Below are 18935 nucleotides of genomic sequence, written 5' to 3'. Positions count from 1 at the left end.
AGGCCAGAGTGTTATTCAACACCTTGGCTTAACAGGTAGTCCTCATAGTTGCCTGTAAAGTCTACAATGCCATCCGCTTTAATTTCGATGATACGCGTGGCAATTGAGCTTACAAACTCACGGTCATGACTTACAAAAAACAAGGTACCTTTGTATTTGTCTAGTGCAGTATTCAGCGCCTCGATAGACTCCATGTCCATGTGGTTGGTTGGTTCATCCATCAGCAATACATTGGTTTTGCCAAGCATTAGTTTACCGTACAACATGCGACCTTTTTCACCACCAGAAAGTACTTTTACCGATTTTTTGGTGTCGTCGCCAGAGAATAGCAGACGGCCAAGCATGCTGCGCACGGTTTGGTCATCATCGCCTTGCTGGGTAAACTTGCTCATCCATTCGAACAGTTCATCACCATCTTCAAACTCGTACTCATGGTCTTGTGCAAAATAGCCGATTTTTGCTTTTTCTGCCCATTTTACTTCACCATGTTTGGGCTCCAAATCACCAGCCAAGCAGCGTAAGAACGTTGTTTTGCCGATACCGTTCTCACCAATAATGGCTACTTTTTCGCCTGCTTCAAACATCATGTCTACATCATTGAATAGCGGGCGGTCAAAACCATGACTCAGTTTTTTCAACTCAACCGCATTGCGATGTAGCTTTTCGCGCTCATCGTATTCAAAGCGAATAAATGGATATTGACGAGACGAAGGTTTAAATTCTTCAATTTTGATTTTATCAATCTGCTTGGCGCGGCTCGTTGCTTGTTTCGCTTTAGAAGCGTTTGCAGAGAAGCGGCGAACGAAGTCTTGCAAATCAGCAATTTGTTGTTTAGCTTTTGCGTTATCTTTTGCCTGCTGCGCGCGTGCAGCGGTGCTTGCCTCCATGTAGTCGTCATAATTGCCCGGATACACAGCAATTTTACCGTAGTCCATGTCGCAGGTATGCGTACATACTTGGTTTAAAAAGTGACGGTCATGAGAAATAATAATCATGGTGCAGTTGCGGTTATTCAGCACGTCTTCTAACCAACGGATGGTGTTGATGTCCAAGTTGTTGGTCGGCTCATCCAGCAATAGAATGTCTGGATTTGCAAACAAGGCTTGGACTAACAATACGCGTAATTTCCAGCCTGGCGCCACGGCGCTCATTGGGCCGTTATGTTGCTCAATAGGGATACCAACACCCAGTAACAATTCGCCAGCACGAGCCTCTGCCGTGTAGCCGTCAAACTCAGCAAATACAGCCTCTAGTTCAGCCGCGCGCATGTAATCATCTTCTGTAGCTTCTAAGTTTGCGTAGATTGCATTTTTCTCTACGTTAGCTTTCCACATTTGTTCGTGGCCCATCATTACAACATCTAGCACGCGCTGATCTTCGTAAGCGAACTGATCTTGGCGCAAGAACGCCATGCGCTCATTGTTATCTAGTGAGATATTGCCAGAGGTAGGCTCTAGAACTTTAGCTAGAATTTTCATATAGGTTGATTTGCCGCAACCGTTAGCGCCAATTAAACCATAGCGATTACCGTCGCCAAATTTAACTGAGATGTTTTCAAAGAGTGGCTTTGCGCCGAATTGCATCGTGATATTGTTAGAAATTAACAAAATTTAGACCTTAAAAATAAATTAATTACAAAAGATAGTGCGTTTATGTGCCTAATGCTTAGCCACTATCTTGCAAGCGGCAGTAAGCATCACGCAATATTTAAAATTGATTATAAATAACCACTTCATCCAAAGGCAGTTGGCCGCCGCGTGGCATGGCTTCTTTTAGTGCTTTGCCAACCACAACAAACATCGCTGGGATATGGTCTTCAGGCAGATTTAATAGTTGTGCCACTGCATCAAAATCAAATCCGTCCATTGGGCAGGTGTCGTAGCCCATTTCTTTTGCTGCCAGCATGATGGTTGTGGCTGCCATTCCGCACGAGCGCATGGCTTCATCACGTTGTACTTGTGAGTTACCATCGTAATATTGACCAATAGCTGGTACTAAATAGTCTTGCACAGGCTTGGCTGCGTTAGACCAGTAGCGCTCAGGCTGTTTTGCCCATGCGTTTAAATCCGCAGTCAGTACAATAAGCAGTGATGCCTCTTCCACTTGTGCCTGATTCCAGCTCACGCTGCGAATTTTTTGACGTAGTGTAGGTTCAGTCACTACGACGAACCGCCAGTTTTGGATATTAAATGCGGTTGGAGATAGTATTGCTAATGACATGAGTTTAGATATTTCTTCCTCACTCATTTTGTGTTGCGGGTCATACGCTTTAATTGAGCGTCGTTCGATAATGGCTTGGCTTACTTTCATGATTGGTAGTGAATGTCCAGAATTTCTAAATTGATATTACCTGCAGGGCGCTGCCAAGTTACCGTATCGCCAACCTTTTGGCCAAGTAATGATTTTGCGAGTGGTGAGACCCAGCTGACCTTGTTGATGCTAGCGTCTGCTTCATCTTCGCCTACAATATGAAACGTATGCTGAGCACCAGCATCATCTTGCACCTCAATAGTTGCGCCAAATAACACGGTTTCATGGCTCTGCTTAGTGGGGTCTACCAATATTGCAGAGTCCAGCCTTGCTCGTACGTAACGCAGGTCACGTTCGATTTCGGCTACTTTATCTTTTGCAAACGTGTTTTCTGCGGTCAGTTTTAGGTGATTAAGTTCCGCGATTAGTGACTCTTCCAATGTTTGCAGCTCAAGTGCACCGGTAGGTGTCACGTAATTTGGGTGCTCACTAATAGGACGTTCAACAAGCTCTTTGCCATTGGCTTGTTCAAATCTTTCTTCGTTAACGAATGCGCGGCTCATAATGACAGACCTCCTGTTATTCCCACTCTATGGTTGCTGGCGGTTTGCCAGAAACATCATAAACAACACGGTTAATACCACGAACCTCATTGATAATGCGGTTTGAAACACGGCCTAATAATGCATATGGTAGTTCTGCCCAGTGCGCGGTCATAAAGTCGCTCGTGATGACGGCACGCAAAGCAACCACGTAATCATAAGTGCGGCCATCGCCCATCACGCCTACGGATTTAACCGGTAAAAATACCGTGAAAGCTTGGCTCGTTAATTCATACCAAGTTTTGCCGGTTGCCTCATCTTTGGTATTTCTGAGCTCTTCAATAAAAATTGCATCTGCGCGACGCAGTAAATCAGCATACTCTTGTTTGATTTCACCTAAAATCCGCACACCAAGACCTGGGCCTGGGAATGGGTGGCGATAAACCATGTCAGCAGGCAAGCCTAGAGCCACACCAAGTTCGCGCACTTCGTCTTTAAATAAGTCGCGTAATGGCTCTAATAGTTTAAGACCCAACTGCTCAGGCAGACCACCTACATTGTGGTGGCTCTTAATGGTCACAGCTTTTTTAGATTTAGCACCGCCTGATTCAATTACGTCAGGATAAATAGTGCCTTGTGCCAAGAATGTTGCACCTTTGTGCCCGCCTGTACCAGCTTTGAGCTTGGCAGCTTCAGCTTTAAATACTTCTACAAACTCGCGGCCGATGATTTTACGTTTGGCTTCAGGGTCGCTCACACCAGTTAGATGCCCCATAAATTGATTTGTTGCATCTACGCGGATGACATTGACATGTAAGCGTCCTGCAAACATATCCATCACCAAATCACCTTCATTTAGGCGTAGCAAACCGTGGTCTACGAACACGCAGGTGAGTTGGTCACCAATCGCACGGTGAATCAGTGCCGCAGCAACGCTAGAATCAACACCACCTGATAAGCCTAAAATAACCTCTTCATCGCCAACTTGGGCTTTGATCTTTGCAACGGCTTCTGCAATATAGTCGCCCATAATCCAATCAGGTTTAGCGCCGCATATTTCAAGCACAAAGCGATTGAGCATGGCTTGGCCTTGTTTGGTATGTGTGACCTCTGGGTGGAACTGCACGGCGTAGAATTTACGGGTTTCATCTGCCATGGCCGCGATTGGTGTAGTTGCATTACTTGCAATCACCTTGAATCCAGCAGGCAGCTCCGTTACTTTGTCGCCGTGACTCATCCAAACATCAAGCAAGCCGTGACCCTCATTATTAGTGCTGTCCTGAATATCGCGGAATAGGGCAGAGTGCCCATGTGCCCGAACCTCAGCATAGCCAAATTCACGTTTGTGGCCAGCCTCTACTTTGCCGCCCAACTGCTGCGCCATGGTTTGCATACCGTAGCAAATGCCTAACACTGGTACATTAAGATCAAACACTGCTTGTGGGGCTTTATCTGTTTCCTCTTCATACACACTTGCATGGCTACCAGAAAGGATGATGCCATCGGCGCCAAAGTTACGTACAAAATCATCGGAGACATCGCATGGATGGATTTCACAATAAACATGTGCTTCACGTACGCGGCGAGCGATAAGTTGAGTAACTTGAGAGCCAAAGTCGAGGATTAAAATTTTGGAATGAGTCATTGTTTAGTCACAAAATGCACAGAGAACACAACGTCAAGGCAGTGCGCCCTGATATTGTGTTCTCTGATGTTAAAAAATAATATTAAATTGAGTTAGTCAACGCGGTAGTTTGGCGCTTCTTTTGTAATTTGTACGTCATGTACGTGCGATTCACGCATGCCAGCACTTGTAATTTGCACAAACTCTGCACGTGATCGCATTTCTTCAATCGTAGCGCAACCCGCATAACCCATGGATGCACGTAAGCCACCCATCAATTGGTGAATCACTGCAAGTACGCTACCTTTGTATGGTACGCGACCTTCAATACCTTCTGGTACTAATTTGTCAGCGTTGCCATTGTTATCTTGGAAGTAGCGGTCGCTAGAGCCTTTTTGCATTGCGCCGATAGAACCCATGCCGCGGTAAGACTTGTATGAACGGCCTTGGAACAACTCAATGTCACCAGGAGCTTCTTCAGTACCGGCAAACATACCGCCAAGCATCACACTATAAGCACCAGCCGCAATCGCTTTTGAGATGTCGCCAGAATATCTGATGCCGCCATCCGCAATGAACGGTATGCCAGTGCCGCGTAACGCTTCTTCAACATTCGCAATTGCGCTAATTTGTGGAACACCTACACCAGCAACAATACGTGTAGTACAAATTGAGCCCGGACCGATACCTACTTTAACGCCGTCGGCACCTGCATCAACTAAAGCAAGTGCAGCGCTGGCAGTTGCAATATTGCCACCAATAACATCAATTTGTGGGAAGTGTTTTTTCACCCAAGTTACGCGGTCTAAAACGCCTTGTGAGTGGCCATGTGCTGTATCCACAACAATCACATCAACGCCAGCTTCAGCAAGCGCTGCAACGCGCTCTTCTGTGCCGTCACCTACGCCAACAGCTGCACCAACACGTAGTCTGCCCTGAGCATCTTTGCAAGCCAGAGGGTGGTCTGTTGATTTTTGAATGTCTTTAACAGTAATTAAGCCTTTTAATGTATCGGCATCATCTACAACTAAAACGCGCTCAAGGCGATGTTGGTGTAGTAAGCGAATCACATCGTCTTTAGCTGCGCCTTCTTTAACCGTGACTAACCTATCTCTAGGTGTCATGATATTTTTGATTGGCTGGTCTAAGTTTGTTTCAAACCGAAGATCGCGATTGGTCACAATGCCAACAATCTTGCCGTGGTCAACCACAGGGATGCCAGAAATCTTGTGTGTATTGGTTAGGTTTAATACATCACGCACCGTCATGTGGCTTTGAATTGTAATCGGGTCATTCACAACGCCAGATTCAAAGCGTTTAACACGCGCTACGTGTGCTGCCTGTTTCATGGCAGTCATGTTTTTGTGGATGAAGCCCAAGCCACCTTCTTGTGCCAATGCAATTGCTAGAGGCGCTTCTGTAACGGTATCCATCGCGGCTGAGATGAGAGGGATGTTTAAACGAATGTTTCGTGAGAGTTGTGTGGTAAGCGAAACTTCGCGTGGCAGCACATTAGAGTAGGCCGGCACTAGTAAAACATCATCAAAAGTGAGAGCTTGTTGCAATAAACGCATGCGTAAATCCTTGTACCCAAAACGAAATTATACAGACTTATAATCGACTTAGCGAGTGTGTCAATCATTTATTTGTAAACTATAAATGCAAATAGTCGTTAATTGTGCTACTTGCTAGTAATTTAGATTAGCAATAATATGACTAAGAACCTATAAATCAAGGGAATGTTTTATGTTAGCTCGTTTGCTACTGTTATGTTTGGCACTGTTACCATTGATGGCTAGTGCTGAAATTTACAAATGGAAAGATAAAGATGGCGTTACTCGTTACAGTGATGTGCCGCCGCCTTCCAATATTAAACAAGAGTCTATTCACGGCAAAAGTGTAGTGAAGCCAACTGGGCAGGCGCCTCTAGCACCTGTTGCAGGTGATATCACAACAGCTACCAATAAAAATAAAACACCAGAAAAAACCAAAGAAAGCGGTGCGGCCCAAGATGAGGCCGCAAAAAAACGCGCACATGATGCAGAGGTGCAAAAGGCAACTGACCAACAAAAACAGGCTGAACTAAAGGTTAAGCAAGAGAACTGCATGGCCGCCAAAAAGAATTTAGTGATTTATACAACGGGCGGCAGAATTTCGAAGATTAATGATGCTGGTGAGCGTGAGTATCTTGGCGAGGAGGATTTGGCGCGCGGTAAAGCTGACTCACAAAAAGATGTCGATGCTTACTGTAATTGAGATTTAGGCTGTAAGTTTATTTGGGCGCAAGTGCGCCCATTTTTTTTGCTGAGCAATACCATTTCATATTTGAGTTGGTTGATGCTAAATTTAGGCGGATATATCACCACCGCCTTTTTTCATTACTTTTCCATCAGCAGCTCTTTGTTTTCTTACTTCTTTTGGATCTGCGATGAGCGGGCGATAAATTTCTACGCGGTCTAAATGGCGTAGTTTTGTATCTAATTTGGTCAGTTTTCCGAAAATACCTATTTTGTTGATGTTTAAATCAATGTCAGAGAACTTACCTATGATGCCTGAAGCTTTGATAGCGTCCTCTGCGGTGGCGCCATCTACTACTTTGATAGGAATGATTAATTGCTCATCAGGTAGTGCATAAGCAACTTCTACGGTAATCTCAGTTGGTAGAGTCATTGCAGTCTTCCATTATTTTGCATAGATAGCATTGGCGCGCTTCACAAAACCATCTACGAATGTGTTGGCAATATGGTTGAATACTGGGGCAATAATTTTTTCTAGAAAATGATTTTCAAACTCATAGTTAAGTGAAAACTCAACTTTACAAGCATCATCGCTCAGTGCCAGAAAATTCCATGAGCCATTTAAATGCTTAAATGGCCCATTTTTTAACTCGATTTCCATGGTTTGGGGGAATGTCTTATGGTTTTCTGTTGTGAAGTTTTGACGTAATCCATGGTAGTCTATATGCAGGGTTGCAACAGTACTGGCATCGTCTTGTTGAATTAAATCAACACCACCGCACCAAGGCAAAAACTTTGGATATTGCTCAACGTCATCCACTAAATGAAACATGCGACCTGCAGAGTGGTTGACTAAAACGGTTTTTTTAACATGAGCCATGCTTACCTTTAAACATTACCTTAAATCTGATTGGCTCAAACGCGAGCAAATTACTTTTGATTACTCAACATGTTCAACCAAACAAACAAGAGAGTAGAGTAAAATGATGATTTTAAGCTATTCGCCAAGAAATTTTTAGTTTTATGAGCATTGCACAAAATAAAAAAGCTTTTTTTGATTACTTTATCGAAGATAAATATGAAGCCGGTATCGTTTTAGAGGGTTGGGAAGTAAAGGCGATACGAGATAACCGTGTCAATATTAAAGAAGCTTATGTCATTATCCAGCGCGGTGAGATCTATTTAATAGGGTGCCATGTGACGCCACTAGGCGCTGCTTCTACGCATATTCGCCCTGATGCCATTAGAACGCGTAAGTTGCTGTTACATAATGAAGAAATATCAAAATTAATAGGTAAAGTGGAACGTTCTGGCTACACCTTGGTGCCGCTCGACATGCATTTCTCTAAAGGGCGCGTAAAAGTGCAAATTGGCCTTGCAAAAGGTAAGAAGCAGCATGATAAGCGTGACACTGAGAAAGCGCGGGATTGGGAGCGCGAAAAAGGCAGAATTATGCGCGCACATAATAAATAGTTCTGTTGGCTATTTTAAAAGCGTATAATTGAATCTGCTTTTGAAATTACAACGTTTGAACTGTTGGATATTTCATCTGTCATAATGTGGCTGTTGTTTTAGTCGCAGACTTAATGGGGCTGACCAGGTTTCGACGTGGGTTGCAAAGCAGTGCAGGGCATACCGAGGACTAGTACCCTCGTAAATACACTAGAAAAAGTATAGTCGCAAACGACGAAACTTACTCTCTAGCCGCTTAATCCCGGCTGGACGCTGCACCATCTCTCCCGTGGGGTGGATTGGGGTAACCCATACGTAGTGTCATATACACGGGATACGTGTTGTGTTGGGTTACTTAGCACTTCATTAACCTTTAGGTAGCTCGCGTGCAAACTGCTTGTCTGTTGGTGTGTTGCACGTTAAATTAAACAACAAGGCTAAGTATGTAGAACTGTCTGTGGAGGGCTTGCGGACGCGGGTTCGATTCCCGCCTGCTCCACCAAATTTAGTATCAAATAAAAGTGTTTTTTTGGGTTGATTGTCAAGTTTTACAGTTTCCCATAATGCTTATAAAACCTGCTTAAATGCAGGTTTTTTTTCGTCTAATAAATTTTACTTACGTGTATGCAAAGCTATTGGTCATCGTTCAATTGAAACCGTCATTAATTGGCGGTAGAATCAAACAGGATTGCGTCGATACAACAATAAATGGTGTTAGCTAAAGATAGCGATGATGACGAGTCAAACTAGCGATACAAATCTAAATATTATTGAAAATATCATCTCTGCGTCTGAGAGCTCAGAGTTTTATTTGTCTGAAGATGTCTATGATCATGCTGGCAATAAACTTCTGGGTAAGGGGTATAAAGTTACTCCAAGCATCAAAGATAAATTGATTAATCGGGTGCTTAAAAAACCCTTAGAAACCTCTATTTCCTCTGACTCACTATTAACTGCTCAAGATATTTACTTGGAAGCCGAGCGGTTAATTAACAATAATACTTTTTTATTGAGCTTTAGCGCTGAATTAAAGTTGGATGTATCTGTCGTTAAGTTTTTAGAGTTGGCGCCATTAGCTTCACTATTACTCACTGTTCAGAGAAATAACAGTAAGGAAGCATTTGAGCACACTTTGCTGGTGATGCTAATTGCAAGACAGATTGCTAAAAGGCTACATTATGATGCTAACAAAACTCATGATTTAACGATTGCAAGCCTGCTTCATGATGTTGGTGAACTGTATTGTGTCATCCCCAATACCAAAAACCTGTCATTAGAGCATTGGCGCAGCATCATGACGCACCCCATCATTGGCAGTTCTGTGGTGAGGCAGCATATGGGCTATTCTGTCAGTGTTTATAAGGCAATATTAGAGCATCATGAAAGAAATGATGGTTCAGGGTATCCAAATCATTTGCCTGCAGCGCACTGTAGCGATATTGGTAAGGTGCTGATTGTTGCTGAAGCATTTTCAGGAATGGTCAGGCGACAATATGACTTAAGTAATTTAATTATTACATTGAAGCTGGTGAATCATGATTTTCCGTCACTGCAATTTAATGCCTTAATTGACTTGTTGTCTTCACTGCGAAAGCTAGAGAACGTAAAAGCCACTAACCCCATATTGGATCATCTTCTAACACAATTAAAAAACATTGAAGAAATGATTGAACTGCTTAAGGCGCTTGAACGTTCGCATCCCAAGCTTAAAGAGCTTGCAACCTATTTGATCTTGAGGCTAAGCAGAATCTGCCAGACTATTTATGCTTCTGGCCTGACAGATTGTATTGAGCTGGGTATGTGGGAGCAAATAAAGCTTGATGAAGAAGTTAATCACGAGCTTTTCATCACCATTAATGAGGTGGAGTGGAAGTTGAAGGACGTATTTAGAGATGTCAGTTTAAGGGTGATGAAGGACGATGTTGAAAATAGTGAGGAGATTTTAAGAGTCATACAAAAAATCAAGGGCGGAGAGCAAGCTTTACCTCTCACGTAATAGTGCAGTCGCCTTGTAACATCGCTACATCTCCTTTTTTTCGTGCATCAACATAGTTGGTAATTAGGTGAACGAATGGTTTTAAATTTCAACTTTAATGAAAATATGTTTGATGATTAACCCACTATCAATACAAAAGAATGCCGTAGTTTATAGCCTGCTGCTAATACTTGCCTATGTGATTACTGGCAAGCTAGGGCTTATGTTGGCATTGCCTCCAGGTTATGCCTCAGCAATATTTCCGCCAGCAGGAATTGCAATCGCGGCAGTTTTTGTTGCAGGGCGCACAGTGCTGCCTGCTATATTTTTAGGGTCATTTCTACTTAATATTTTAGTGGGTTATAGCGCTGGCCATCAGGTCAAAATGACTGATGTGGAGGTGGCGCTGCTGATCGCGGTTGCTTCTGCCCTGCAAGCATATCTGGGTGGTTGGTGGTTAAAACATAAGATTCACTACCCAACTACTTTAGATAGTCCTGTCGATGTTGTGACGTTTTTCATTTCAGCACCAGTCATCTGTTTGATTAGTGCCACTATCTCTGTAACAGGTTTACTCTCATTAGGCTTGATTGAGAAGTCTCTGTTCTTTACAAGCTGGGCATCATGGTGGATAGGCGACACCCTGGGTTTAATTGTCATGTTACCGCTCACTTTGGTGGCAATAGGGAAGCCCAGAGCAATATGGAAAAAACGTTCCCTTACCATAGCGGTGCCCATGCTTATTACGTTTGCATTGCTGATTATCACGTTTGTGGTTGTTAGCAGATGGGAGCGTAAAGAGTCATTGGTCGAGTTTGATGCTTTATCCAACCAGATATCTGAACAACTGCGCGTTCGATTTGAGTCTCAAGAGGCCGTTATCGGGCAAACGAGCGCTTTGTTTAGCTATCGGGCCAGCGAAAAAGTAACGAGGCAAGATTTTTACCATTTTGTGAGTGCCATCAAGCGAGAGTCCCCAATGACCTTCGCGATAGAGTGGGCGCCCAAAGTAACACATCGTGAGCGAGCGTCATATGTCAAACAGCTCTCAAAAGAATTTCAAGATTTTGAAATTAAACAGTTGGATGCGCAAAGGAAGTTAGTTGTTTCAAGCGACAAAGATTTTTACTTTCCTATTACCTATATCGTGCCGCTTAAGGAGTCGACGCGCGCAATATTGGGTGTTGATCTAGCCTCGCTTCCCGATCGTAAGGATGCGATTCAGCGCGCTATCAGCTTGAAGGCAGCGATTGCCTCACCGCCAACCAGACTGATTATTAATGACGGTACCGAGCTTGGCTTAATGTTAATTTACCCAATACATGGCACAAGCCAAGATGGCGTGTTATCAGCCGTACTGAGAGCAAACATTTTTTTTGGTGAACTCTTCAAGCCATTTGCGCATACCGTGCATGTACGCTTAACAGATGTTGAATCTGGCAAGTATTTATATAATAACTTTGCAGATAATCAAATAGATAGCTTGTATACAAGAGACTTCAGGTTTGGTGGCAGGTATTACCGTCTGGATACCTTACCAACTGCACAATACTATCAGCAGCACCGTGGATGGCAAAGCTGGAATATGCTTGCGGTTGGTTTGTTCGGTACTGGTTTAATGGGGGCGCTACTGCTTATAGGCACTGGCTATACTGCTCGCATCGAGAACTTGGTTAAGCAAAAAACTGAGGAGCTTAAGGACAGTTTTTATCGCTTTCAAGAAATCACCTCTACCCTTGGTGAGGGAATCTATGTGACGGATATCAATGGCGTGATTACTTTCACCAATCCTAAAGCGCAAGACCTATTGGGGCGTAGTGAGTCAGAGTTGTTAGGTCAAAATGCCCATTCGTTATTTCATCACAGGCCTATTGAAGGGTCTAGTCACACAGAGCGCGAGTGTCTTATCAGCAATGTCATTCATTCAAAACAGCCTTATAAGTCAACGGAAGAGGTTTTCTGGCATAAAAATGGTTCACCAATTTACGTTTCTGTAAACTCTGTTCCATTTTTCAGAAATAATGAAATTATCGGTACTCTCGTTGTGTTTGATGATATTTCTGACCGTAAAAAGATTGAGTTCGCTTTACGTGCCAGTGAAAAAAGCTTTAAAGAAATTATTGAGTACGCGCCAATTGGTATCGCTATCGTTTCTTTGGATGGACGATTCACTGTTGTGAACCAAACACTATGTAATATCGTTGGGTATACCAATGATGAGTTGATTAGGCGTACTTTCCAGGAAATTACTTATCCAGATGACCTATCTCTTGATCTAGAGCATGTGCAGCGTCTGCTAGATGGTGAAATTGATACTTACCGCATGGAGAAACGATATATTCGCAAAGATAATGTGCCAGTGTGGGTTCAACTCTCTGCCAGTATTTTTAGAGATGAGAATTTAACCCCTCAATATTTTATTGCACAGATTGAGGATATCAGTGAGCGTAAGATTCGTGATAATGAAGTGCATCAACATGCATATTTCGACACACTGACTAAATTGCCTAATCGCCGCATGTTGATGGAGAAACTCTCTCAAGCTTTGTCTCAGTCTGAACATCATCAACGCAAGTTTGCATTATTCTTTTTAGATTTAGATCATTTCAAACAAATTAATGACACTTTAGGCCATGATACTGGCGATATCATACTTAAAGAAGCAGCCTCACGCCTATTATCCTGTGTGCGTAGTAGCGATACAGTTTCACGGCTTGGGGGAGATGAGTTTGTGATTATACTGAATGATGTTTCTAGTGCACATGATGCCCAATTACTCGCAGAAAAAATCCTTAATAATTTTAGTGAGCCGATTGATGTGAACGGTAGTGAGTTGTTTATTGGCACCAGTATTGGTATTGCAGTGCATGATGGAGATACTAAAACTACTATTAGAGAGCTAATGAAGAGAGCAGATTCAGCGATGTATGAGTCCAAGGCTTCTGGTAGAAATAGGTACAGTTTCTATACTTCAACTTAATTTGCAGTGGCGGAGGTTGGCACGTAATGCCTGGGCGCAGTATGCTGCTATCTTTTGTTCACTTTATTCGATGCTTACTGGTGATATACAGATAGTTGATTACCTTAGGCAAACGCTTTAGAGCGTTTATTGGACTCAATTAATGCAGAGAACTGTGCTGCGGGGATAGGCTTCCCGAACAGGTAGCCTTGTCCTTCCATGCATTCTTTTTCAAGTAAGTAGTATCGTTGGCTTTCTGTTTCTATGCCTTCTGCAATGGTTTCTAATCTAAAACTGCGTGCTATATCTAAAGTGGCACGAATCACAGAAGCGTCTTGCTCGTGTTCTAGCATGCCATGTACAAATGATTGGTCGATCTTGATGCGCGTTAATGGGTAGGTCTTGAGTAAGCTTAATGAGGCATAGCCGGTACCAAAATCATCCAAGGCGATACCAACGCCATAGTTGTACAGCTGATGGAGGCAGTTAAGCACGACGTCATCGTTATCCGGTGCGATAGTTTCGGTAATCTCCAACTCTAGTGCTTCTGGTGGCAAGCCGTGCCGTTCTAATGCTTCTATTACCTCAGTCACTAGGTTGCCGACATGAAATTGGGCACCGAAGAGGTTAACGCCCATGCGTAGGTTAGGTGAGCCGTTTCTACGCCAATATGCAGCTTGTGCGCAAGCTTCATCCAGTACCCATGTCCCGACAGTTGCGGCTAAAGTACCGCGTTCCAATGCTGGTAGAAAGGCAATTGGCGATAATATGCCCCTTTCAGGGTGATGCCAGCGTAGCAAGGCTTCGGCACCTGTGATTTCGCCTGTGATTAAATCAACCTGTGGTTGATAAAACAGCAGAAACTCGCCATCATCGACAGCCCGATGTAGCTCCAAAGCATAAAGACGACGCACAACTGCTTCAAGACGTAAAGCCGTGACAAAAAGAAAAACTTGCCCGCGGCCAATACTTTTAGCTTTAAATAAGGCTAAGTCTGCGTTACTGACTAACTCTAATGCTTCTTGCGCTTGTTTAGGAGCAATTGCAATACCACAACTTGCGGCTACCCGTACTTCTTGCCCATCAACATTGATGGGGATTGCGATGGTTGCAACAGCGGCCTCGGCTAGTTGTGTCGCAAGGCCAGGGTCAGTCATGTGCGGCCACATGATAGCAAACTCATCACCGCCTATCCTCGCGGCAACACCTACGGTATCGACCAGTTTGAGCAGCCGGTTTGATACTTCTTTTAGAATGGTATCTCCGGCTGCATCGCCCAGGGTATCGTTTACATCCTTAAAGCCGTCAAGGTCAATCATCAGCACTGTCATCGGCGATGGTGTAATCATTGCTGACTCTACAGCGCGGTAAAAGCTGCCACGATTTCCCAGCCCAGTTAATGGGTCGATGTTTGCTTGCTGGTGGAGCTCAATTTCTTCAAGACGTTGTGCTGTAATATCTTTAAGCACAGCCTCAAATTTAATACCGCCAGCGTCTTTCCAACTAAATAGTGAGAAACCTAGAATGAATTGTGTGCCATCTTTACGCAGGCCATTGATCTCTGATGGAATAACCAGATCGTCTAAGGATCCTGCAGTTATCGCTTTGTTGATGATTTCATGGAAGATGGGGCGAGAGCGTTCTGGCATCAATTGCTCAACAGGTTTACCTATACCTTCTTCTAAACTATAGCCATGGGATTGAGCCGCTGCATTGTTCCATGCAGTGATGCGAAGCGTTTGGTCAAACCACACGACTGGGGTGGTGGAGTTGCCTGCATATTCTTCAAAATTTGGCCTAGATTTATTACCGCTCACTTCAATACGGCGTAATTCCAGCCTGTCCGATGCCATTTTGGCAAGCTCTTGTAGTCTTAATTGATCACTCGCAGAGAAGTCTGTATGTGGTTGATTGTCTACAATGCAAAGTGCACCAAGCGCTAATCCTTCTGGAGAAAAGAGCGGAACACCTGCATAGAAGCGAAGATTGATTTCGCCGGTGACTAAAGGGTTATCATGAAAACGCTCATCCAAGGTGGCATCTGGTACGACCATTACGTCTGGTTGATTGATCGTGTGAGCGCAGAAAGAGACATCGCGGCTCATATCAAATTTGCCAGCGCCAACATGAGCCGCAAAAAAGACATGGTCGCTTCCGATCATATTGACCGCAGCTACCGGCATGCCGAACATGCGTGCTGCAATATGAACAACAGGGTCCAAGTTTGGAATCAGACTTTCGTCATCTAATCCATGGTTCGATAAAGCAGTTAGTCTCTCTGACTCGGTCTGTAGTATCGCCGGACATCTCATCCAAGGTCTCCTTTATTTTTATTCGTAGCCAGAATAATTTTTCATTCTTGGCACGGAGCCGAACACAGTTGATTCTATTAATATATTTTAAAAATTGCAAACAGATTTATAGGTGACTCTTCTATATGAGTAAAATTTAAATGGACGGGCTTAAATTTGAAGTGTTGACTAAAGTTACAGAGTATTGCCAAGTTTATGCAGTAGCAAGTCATTAGTCGTTTGTGATTAGATTTGTTTACTTAAAAAGGGGCAGACCGAGCTGTTTGGAAAAATGCTTTTAAATAGTCTATATTCACATCAGCCTCTCGTGCACCTAGAAAAATTTGTTTAGCAATACCTCGTTGCCCTAGCTGTACTGGTGCGATGGCTATTTCATGCGCATACTTTTCTACGAGCCATCTCGGCAGGGCAGCAACGCCGCGGTTAGAGGCAACCATTTGCAACATGATGTCGGTTGTTTCAATCGTTTTGTGGCTTTTAGGATGGATGCCTGCTGGCTGTAGAAACTGGTTGTAAATGTCTAATCGATTAATCTCTACCGGATAAGTAATCAGTGTTTCATGGCTTAATTGCTCAGGCTCTACATAGCTTTGCTTAGCCAAGTGATGATGTCGACTAACGACCAATACTTGCTCATAATCAAACACCGGCTCGAAATGCAGTCCTGGTTTATATAGCGGGTCTGGTGTGACCAGCATATCAATTTCATAACCAAACAGTGCACCTATGCCGCCAAATTGAAACTTCTGTTTAACGTCTACATCCACGTCTGGCCATGCTTCTAAATAGGGCGAGACCACTTTCAGTAACCATTGGTAGCAAGGATGGCATTCCATGCCAATCCGTAACGTCCCACGCTCGCCTTGGGCAAACTGTCGCAGTTGTTCTTCTGCTAACGATAGCTGCGGTAATACACGATTAGCGACTGCCAGCAAATATTGCCCGGCTTGAGTCGGGCGTAAGCTTCGACCTTCACGTAACCAGATGTCTGTATCTAACTGCTGTTCTAATTTTTTGATCGAATGGCTTAATGCAGATTGTGTTAGGCACAAGGTATTGGCGGCCGCAGTCAGTGACCCTTGTCGATCAACCTCACGAATAATCGCTAAATGGATACGTTCTAACATTTTATGTATGAATAAAATTAATTGATTGTTGAAATATTACCATTTTACTTCATTGATTGCTCTTTATAAAATTCAGCATCTTTCAAAATGATAGGAATTATGATGGTATCTACACACAATCTTGGTTTTCCACGCATAGGGGCAAAGCGAGAGCTGAAATTTGCACTGGAGTCTTACTGGAAAGGACAATCGACACGTGACACATTGAAGGCACTTGGTAAAGATCTGCGCCAGCGTCACTGGAGCCTGCAATCAGCATTAGATTTATCGCCCGTGGGCGACTTTTCTTTTTACGACCAGGTGTTAGATATGTCATTTACGCTTGGTCATTTACCCGAGCGTGTAATAGGCTTCCATGGTGACCAATTAGATAACTATTTCCGTGTTGCACGTGGCCGCTCAGCACAATCTGATGATGACCATGCACAATGCTGTGGAGGTGTGGCAGCTGGTGAGATGACCAAATGGTTTGATACCAATTATCACTATATCGTGCCTGAATTCACTGCAACTACCACGTTCAAACTGAATGCTACAAACTTGCTGGAGCAACTGGCTGAAGCACAAGCGCTGAATGTTAAGGCCAAGCCGGTAATTATTGGTCCAGTGACTTATCTTGCTATTGGTAAGGCCAAAGATAATTCAGACCGATTAGCGTTGTTGCCTCAATTGGTGCAAGTGTATGTGGAGTTGCTGGAAGCTTTAGCAGCACAAGGGGTTGAGTGGGTACAGATTGATGAGCCTATTTTGGTGACTGAGCTGGATGCTGATTGGCAACATGCATTTAATCTCGCATATCACCAATTGAAGAGCAGTCGCGTCAAATTGTTATTAGCAACATATTTCGGTCAATTAGCCGATAACCAATATTTGGCTGCCAATCTTCCGGTTGCAGGCCTGCACGTAGATGCTATTAATGCCCGTCATGAAATATTACCTCTGATTGGTATGCTGCCTTCTCATAAAGTGCTTTCTATTGGTGTGGTAAATGGCCGTAATATTTGGAAAACTGACCTGACCGCTACATTAGACTGGCTGGAGCCATTGGCTCAGCGTTTAGGTGAGCGCTTATGGATTGCACCTTCTTGCTCTTTGCTACACGTACCGGTAGATTTGGACAGCGAGCATCAGCTGGATGCTGAGATTCAATCTTGGCTGGCGTTTGCCAAGCAAAAGTTAGAAGAGCTGCACATTTTATCGGTAGCCTTAAATCATGGGCGCGAGGCAGTTAAGGAGCGGTTGGCAACCAATCATGCGGCACTTGAAGCTCGCCGTCATTCACAACGTGTGCATAACCCAGCGGTTAGAGAGGCATTGGGTAAGCTAACGCCACAACTTGGTCAACGTCAGAATGTATACGCACAGCGGGCCAGTAAACAAGCTGCATTACTCAATTTGCCAAAGTACCCAACAACGACTATCGGCTCATTTCCACAGACAGCGGAAATCCGTTTGGCCCGCAGCCAATTTAAATCTAGTGAGCTGGATTATGCTGATTATCAGCTAGCGATGAAAGCAGAAATAGAGCGTAGTGTTCGCGAGCAGGAAGCGCTTGGGCTGGATGTACTGGTGCACGGTGAAGCTGAGCGTAATGATATGGTGGAGTACTTTGGCGAGCAATTAAGCGGTTATGCATTTAGTCAATTTGGTTGGGTGCAGTCTTATGGTTCAAGATGTGTTAAACCCCCTATTTTGTTTGGTGATATTAGCCGCCCGCAAGCCATGACGGTAGGGTGGATTAAATATGCCCAATCATTGACTAGCAAGCCCATGAAAGGCATGTTGACTGGCCCGGTAACTATCCTTAACTGGTCTTTTGTGCGTGATGATCAGCCACGTGCAGTGAGTTGCTACCAGTTGGCATTGGCGATTCGGGAGGAGGTGCTGGATTTAGAACAAGCAGGTATCAACGTGATTCAGATTGATGAAGCGGCTTTACGTGAAGGTCTGCCACTACGTAAATCGCAGTGGAAAGAATACCTGAATTGGGCGGTGGAATCATTCCGTATTACTGCCAACGGCGTGCAGGATGAAACACAGATTCATACGCATATGTGTTATTCCGAGTTCAACGACATTATTGCGGCGATTGCGGATATGGACGCGGATGTCATTACGATAGAGACTTCACGTTCAGATATGGAGTTATTAGATGCTTTTGACAACTTCAACTACCCAAATGAGATTGGGCCTGGTGTGTACGATATTCACTCGCCTAATATTCCGACGCAAGAGCAGATTGTTCAATTAATGAAGAAAGCTGCCGAGCGTGTGCCTGCTGAACGTTTATGGGTTAACCCGGATTGCGGTCTGAAAACTCGGCAATGGTCAGAGGTGTTGCCTGCATTGGCTAACATGGTTGCAGCCGCCAAAACGCTGCGTGCCATGGTTTAATATCATTAGCTTGCTGTGCGTGGTGTGCATTAGGATGCTACGCACAGCTCTGGCTTATTAGCG

14 protein-coding genes and 1 other RNA gene are annotated in these 18935 nt (G+C 44.0%); 6 read left to right on the top strand and 9 right to left on the bottom strand.

The window, feature by feature from the left end:
* Positions 1–11: 11 nt before the first annotated feature.
* The 5 genes from C3Y98_RS06480 to guaB all read right to left on the bottom strand — a co-directional run bounded on the left by C3Y98_RS06480 (position 12) and on the right by guaB (position 5990).
* A complete protein-coding gene (locus C3Y98_RS06480) occupies positions 12–1607 on the bottom strand; it encodes an ABC-F family ATPase (RefSeq protein WP_135277379.1) in 1596 nt (531 codons plus the stop codon).
* A 100-nt stretch (positions 1608–1707) separates the two neighbouring features.
* Complete coding sequence (locus tag C3Y98_RS06475) at positions 1708–2310, bottom strand: nitroreductase family protein (protein WP_135277377.1); 603 nt, start codon at positions 2308–2310, stop codon at positions 1708–1710.
* Complete coding sequence (locus C3Y98_RS06470; protein WP_135277376.1) at positions 2307–2813, bottom strand: GreA/GreB family elongation factor; 507 nt, start codon at positions 2811–2813, stop codon at positions 2307–2309. The genes C3Y98_RS06475 and C3Y98_RS06470 overlap by 4 nt, the downstream gene beginning before the upstream one ends.
* Positions 2814–2829: 16 nt before the next feature.
* Positions 2830–4437 (bottom strand): glutamine-hydrolyzing GMP synthase, encoded by a 1608-nt coding sequence (gene guaA / locus C3Y98_RS06465; protein ID WP_135277374.1) that lies wholly within the window; start codon positions 4435–4437, stop codon positions 2830–2832.
* A gap of 92 nt (positions 4438–4529) precedes the next feature.
* Positions 4530–5990 (bottom strand): IMP dehydrogenase, encoded by a 1461-nt coding sequence (gene guaB, locus C3Y98_RS06460; protein WP_135277372.1) that lies wholly within the window; start codon positions 5988–5990, stop codon positions 4530–4532.
* Between the two features lie 172 nt (positions 5991–6162).
* Between guaB and C3Y98_RS06455 the strand changes: the two genes are divergently transcribed.
* Positions 6163–6672, top strand: a complete 510-nt coding sequence (locus C3Y98_RS06455; protein WP_135277371.1) for a DUF4124 domain-containing protein — start codon at positions 6163–6165, stop codon at positions 6670–6672.
* Positions 6673–6762: 90 nt separating this feature from the next.
* Here C3Y98_RS06455 and C3Y98_RS06450 read toward each other — a convergent pair whose 3' ends face one another.
* Together C3Y98_RS06450 and C3Y98_RS06445 are read right to left on the bottom strand one after the other, a co-directional pair.
* Entirely contained in the window at positions 6763–7086 is a 324-nt protein-coding gene (locus C3Y98_RS06450) for an RnfH family protein (protein WP_135277369.1), read from the bottom strand.
* A gap of 12 nt (positions 7087–7098) precedes the next feature.
* Positions 7099–7533, bottom strand: a complete 435-nt coding sequence (locus C3Y98_RS06445) for a type II toxin-antitoxin system RatA family toxin (protein WP_135277367.1) — start codon at positions 7531–7533, stop codon at positions 7099–7101.
* A 143-nt stretch (positions 7534–7676) separates the two neighbouring features.
* Between C3Y98_RS06445 and smpB the strand changes: the two genes are divergently transcribed.
* The 4 genes from smpB to C3Y98_RS06425 all read left to right on the top strand — a co-directional run bounded on the left by smpB (position 7677) and on the right by C3Y98_RS06425 (position 13060).
* The gene (smpB, locus tag C3Y98_RS06440) at positions 7677–8126 is read left to right on the top strand and encodes an SsrA-binding protein SmpB (protein ID WP_135277365.1); all 450 of its coding nucleotides are present in this window, start codon (positions 7677–7679) and stop codon (positions 8124–8126) included.
* A 115-nt stretch (positions 8127–8241) separates the two neighbouring features.
* Positions 8242–8607: a transfer-messenger RNA gene (gene ssrA, locus C3Y98_RS06435) on the top strand.
* 228 nt (positions 8608–8835) lie between these two features.
* Positions 8836–10101 (top strand): HD-GYP domain-containing protein, encoded by a 1266-nt coding sequence (locus C3Y98_RS06430; RefSeq protein ID WP_135277363.1) that lies wholly within the window; start codon positions 8836–8838, stop codon positions 10099–10101.
* Between the two features lie 112 nt (positions 10102–10213).
* On the top strand, positions 10214–13060 hold the full coding sequence (locus tag C3Y98_RS06425; protein ID WP_135277362.1) for a sensor domain-containing diguanylate cyclase: 2847 nt from the start codon (positions 10214–10216) through the stop codon (positions 13058–13060).
* Between the two features lie 104 nt (positions 13061–13164).
* On the opposite strand, the gene C3Y98_RS06420 is transcribed toward C3Y98_RS06425, so the two are convergent.
* Positions 13165–15351, bottom strand: coding sequence for a putative bifunctional diguanylate cyclase/phosphodiesterase (locus C3Y98_RS06420; RefSeq protein WP_135277360.1), 2187 nt, complete (start codon positions 15349–15351; stop codon positions 13165–13167).
* A gap of 239 nt (positions 15352–15590) precedes the next feature.
* Positions 15591–16478, bottom strand: coding sequence for a LysR family transcriptional regulator (locus tag C3Y98_RS06415; RefSeq protein WP_135277358.1), 888 nt, complete (start codon positions 16476–16478; stop codon positions 15591–15593).
* Between the two features lie 102 nt (positions 16479–16580).
* Between C3Y98_RS06415 and metE the strand changes: the two genes are divergently transcribed.
* The gene (gene metE, locus C3Y98_RS06410; protein WP_135277765.1) at positions 16581–18872 is read left to right on the top strand and encodes a 5-methyltetrahydropteroyltriglutamate--homocysteine S-methyltransferase; all 2292 of its coding nucleotides are present in this window, start codon (positions 16581–16583) and stop codon (positions 18870–18872) included.
* Positions 18873–18935 lie beyond the last annotated feature (63 nt).

The organism is Methylotenera oryzisoli (genome assembly GCF_004661485.1).
Classification (GTDB): Bacteria; Pseudomonadota; Gammaproteobacteria; order Burkholderiales; family Methylophilaceae; genus Methylotenera; species Methylotenera oryzisoli.
This window is presented reverse-complemented; position numbering and strand designations above follow the sequence as displayed.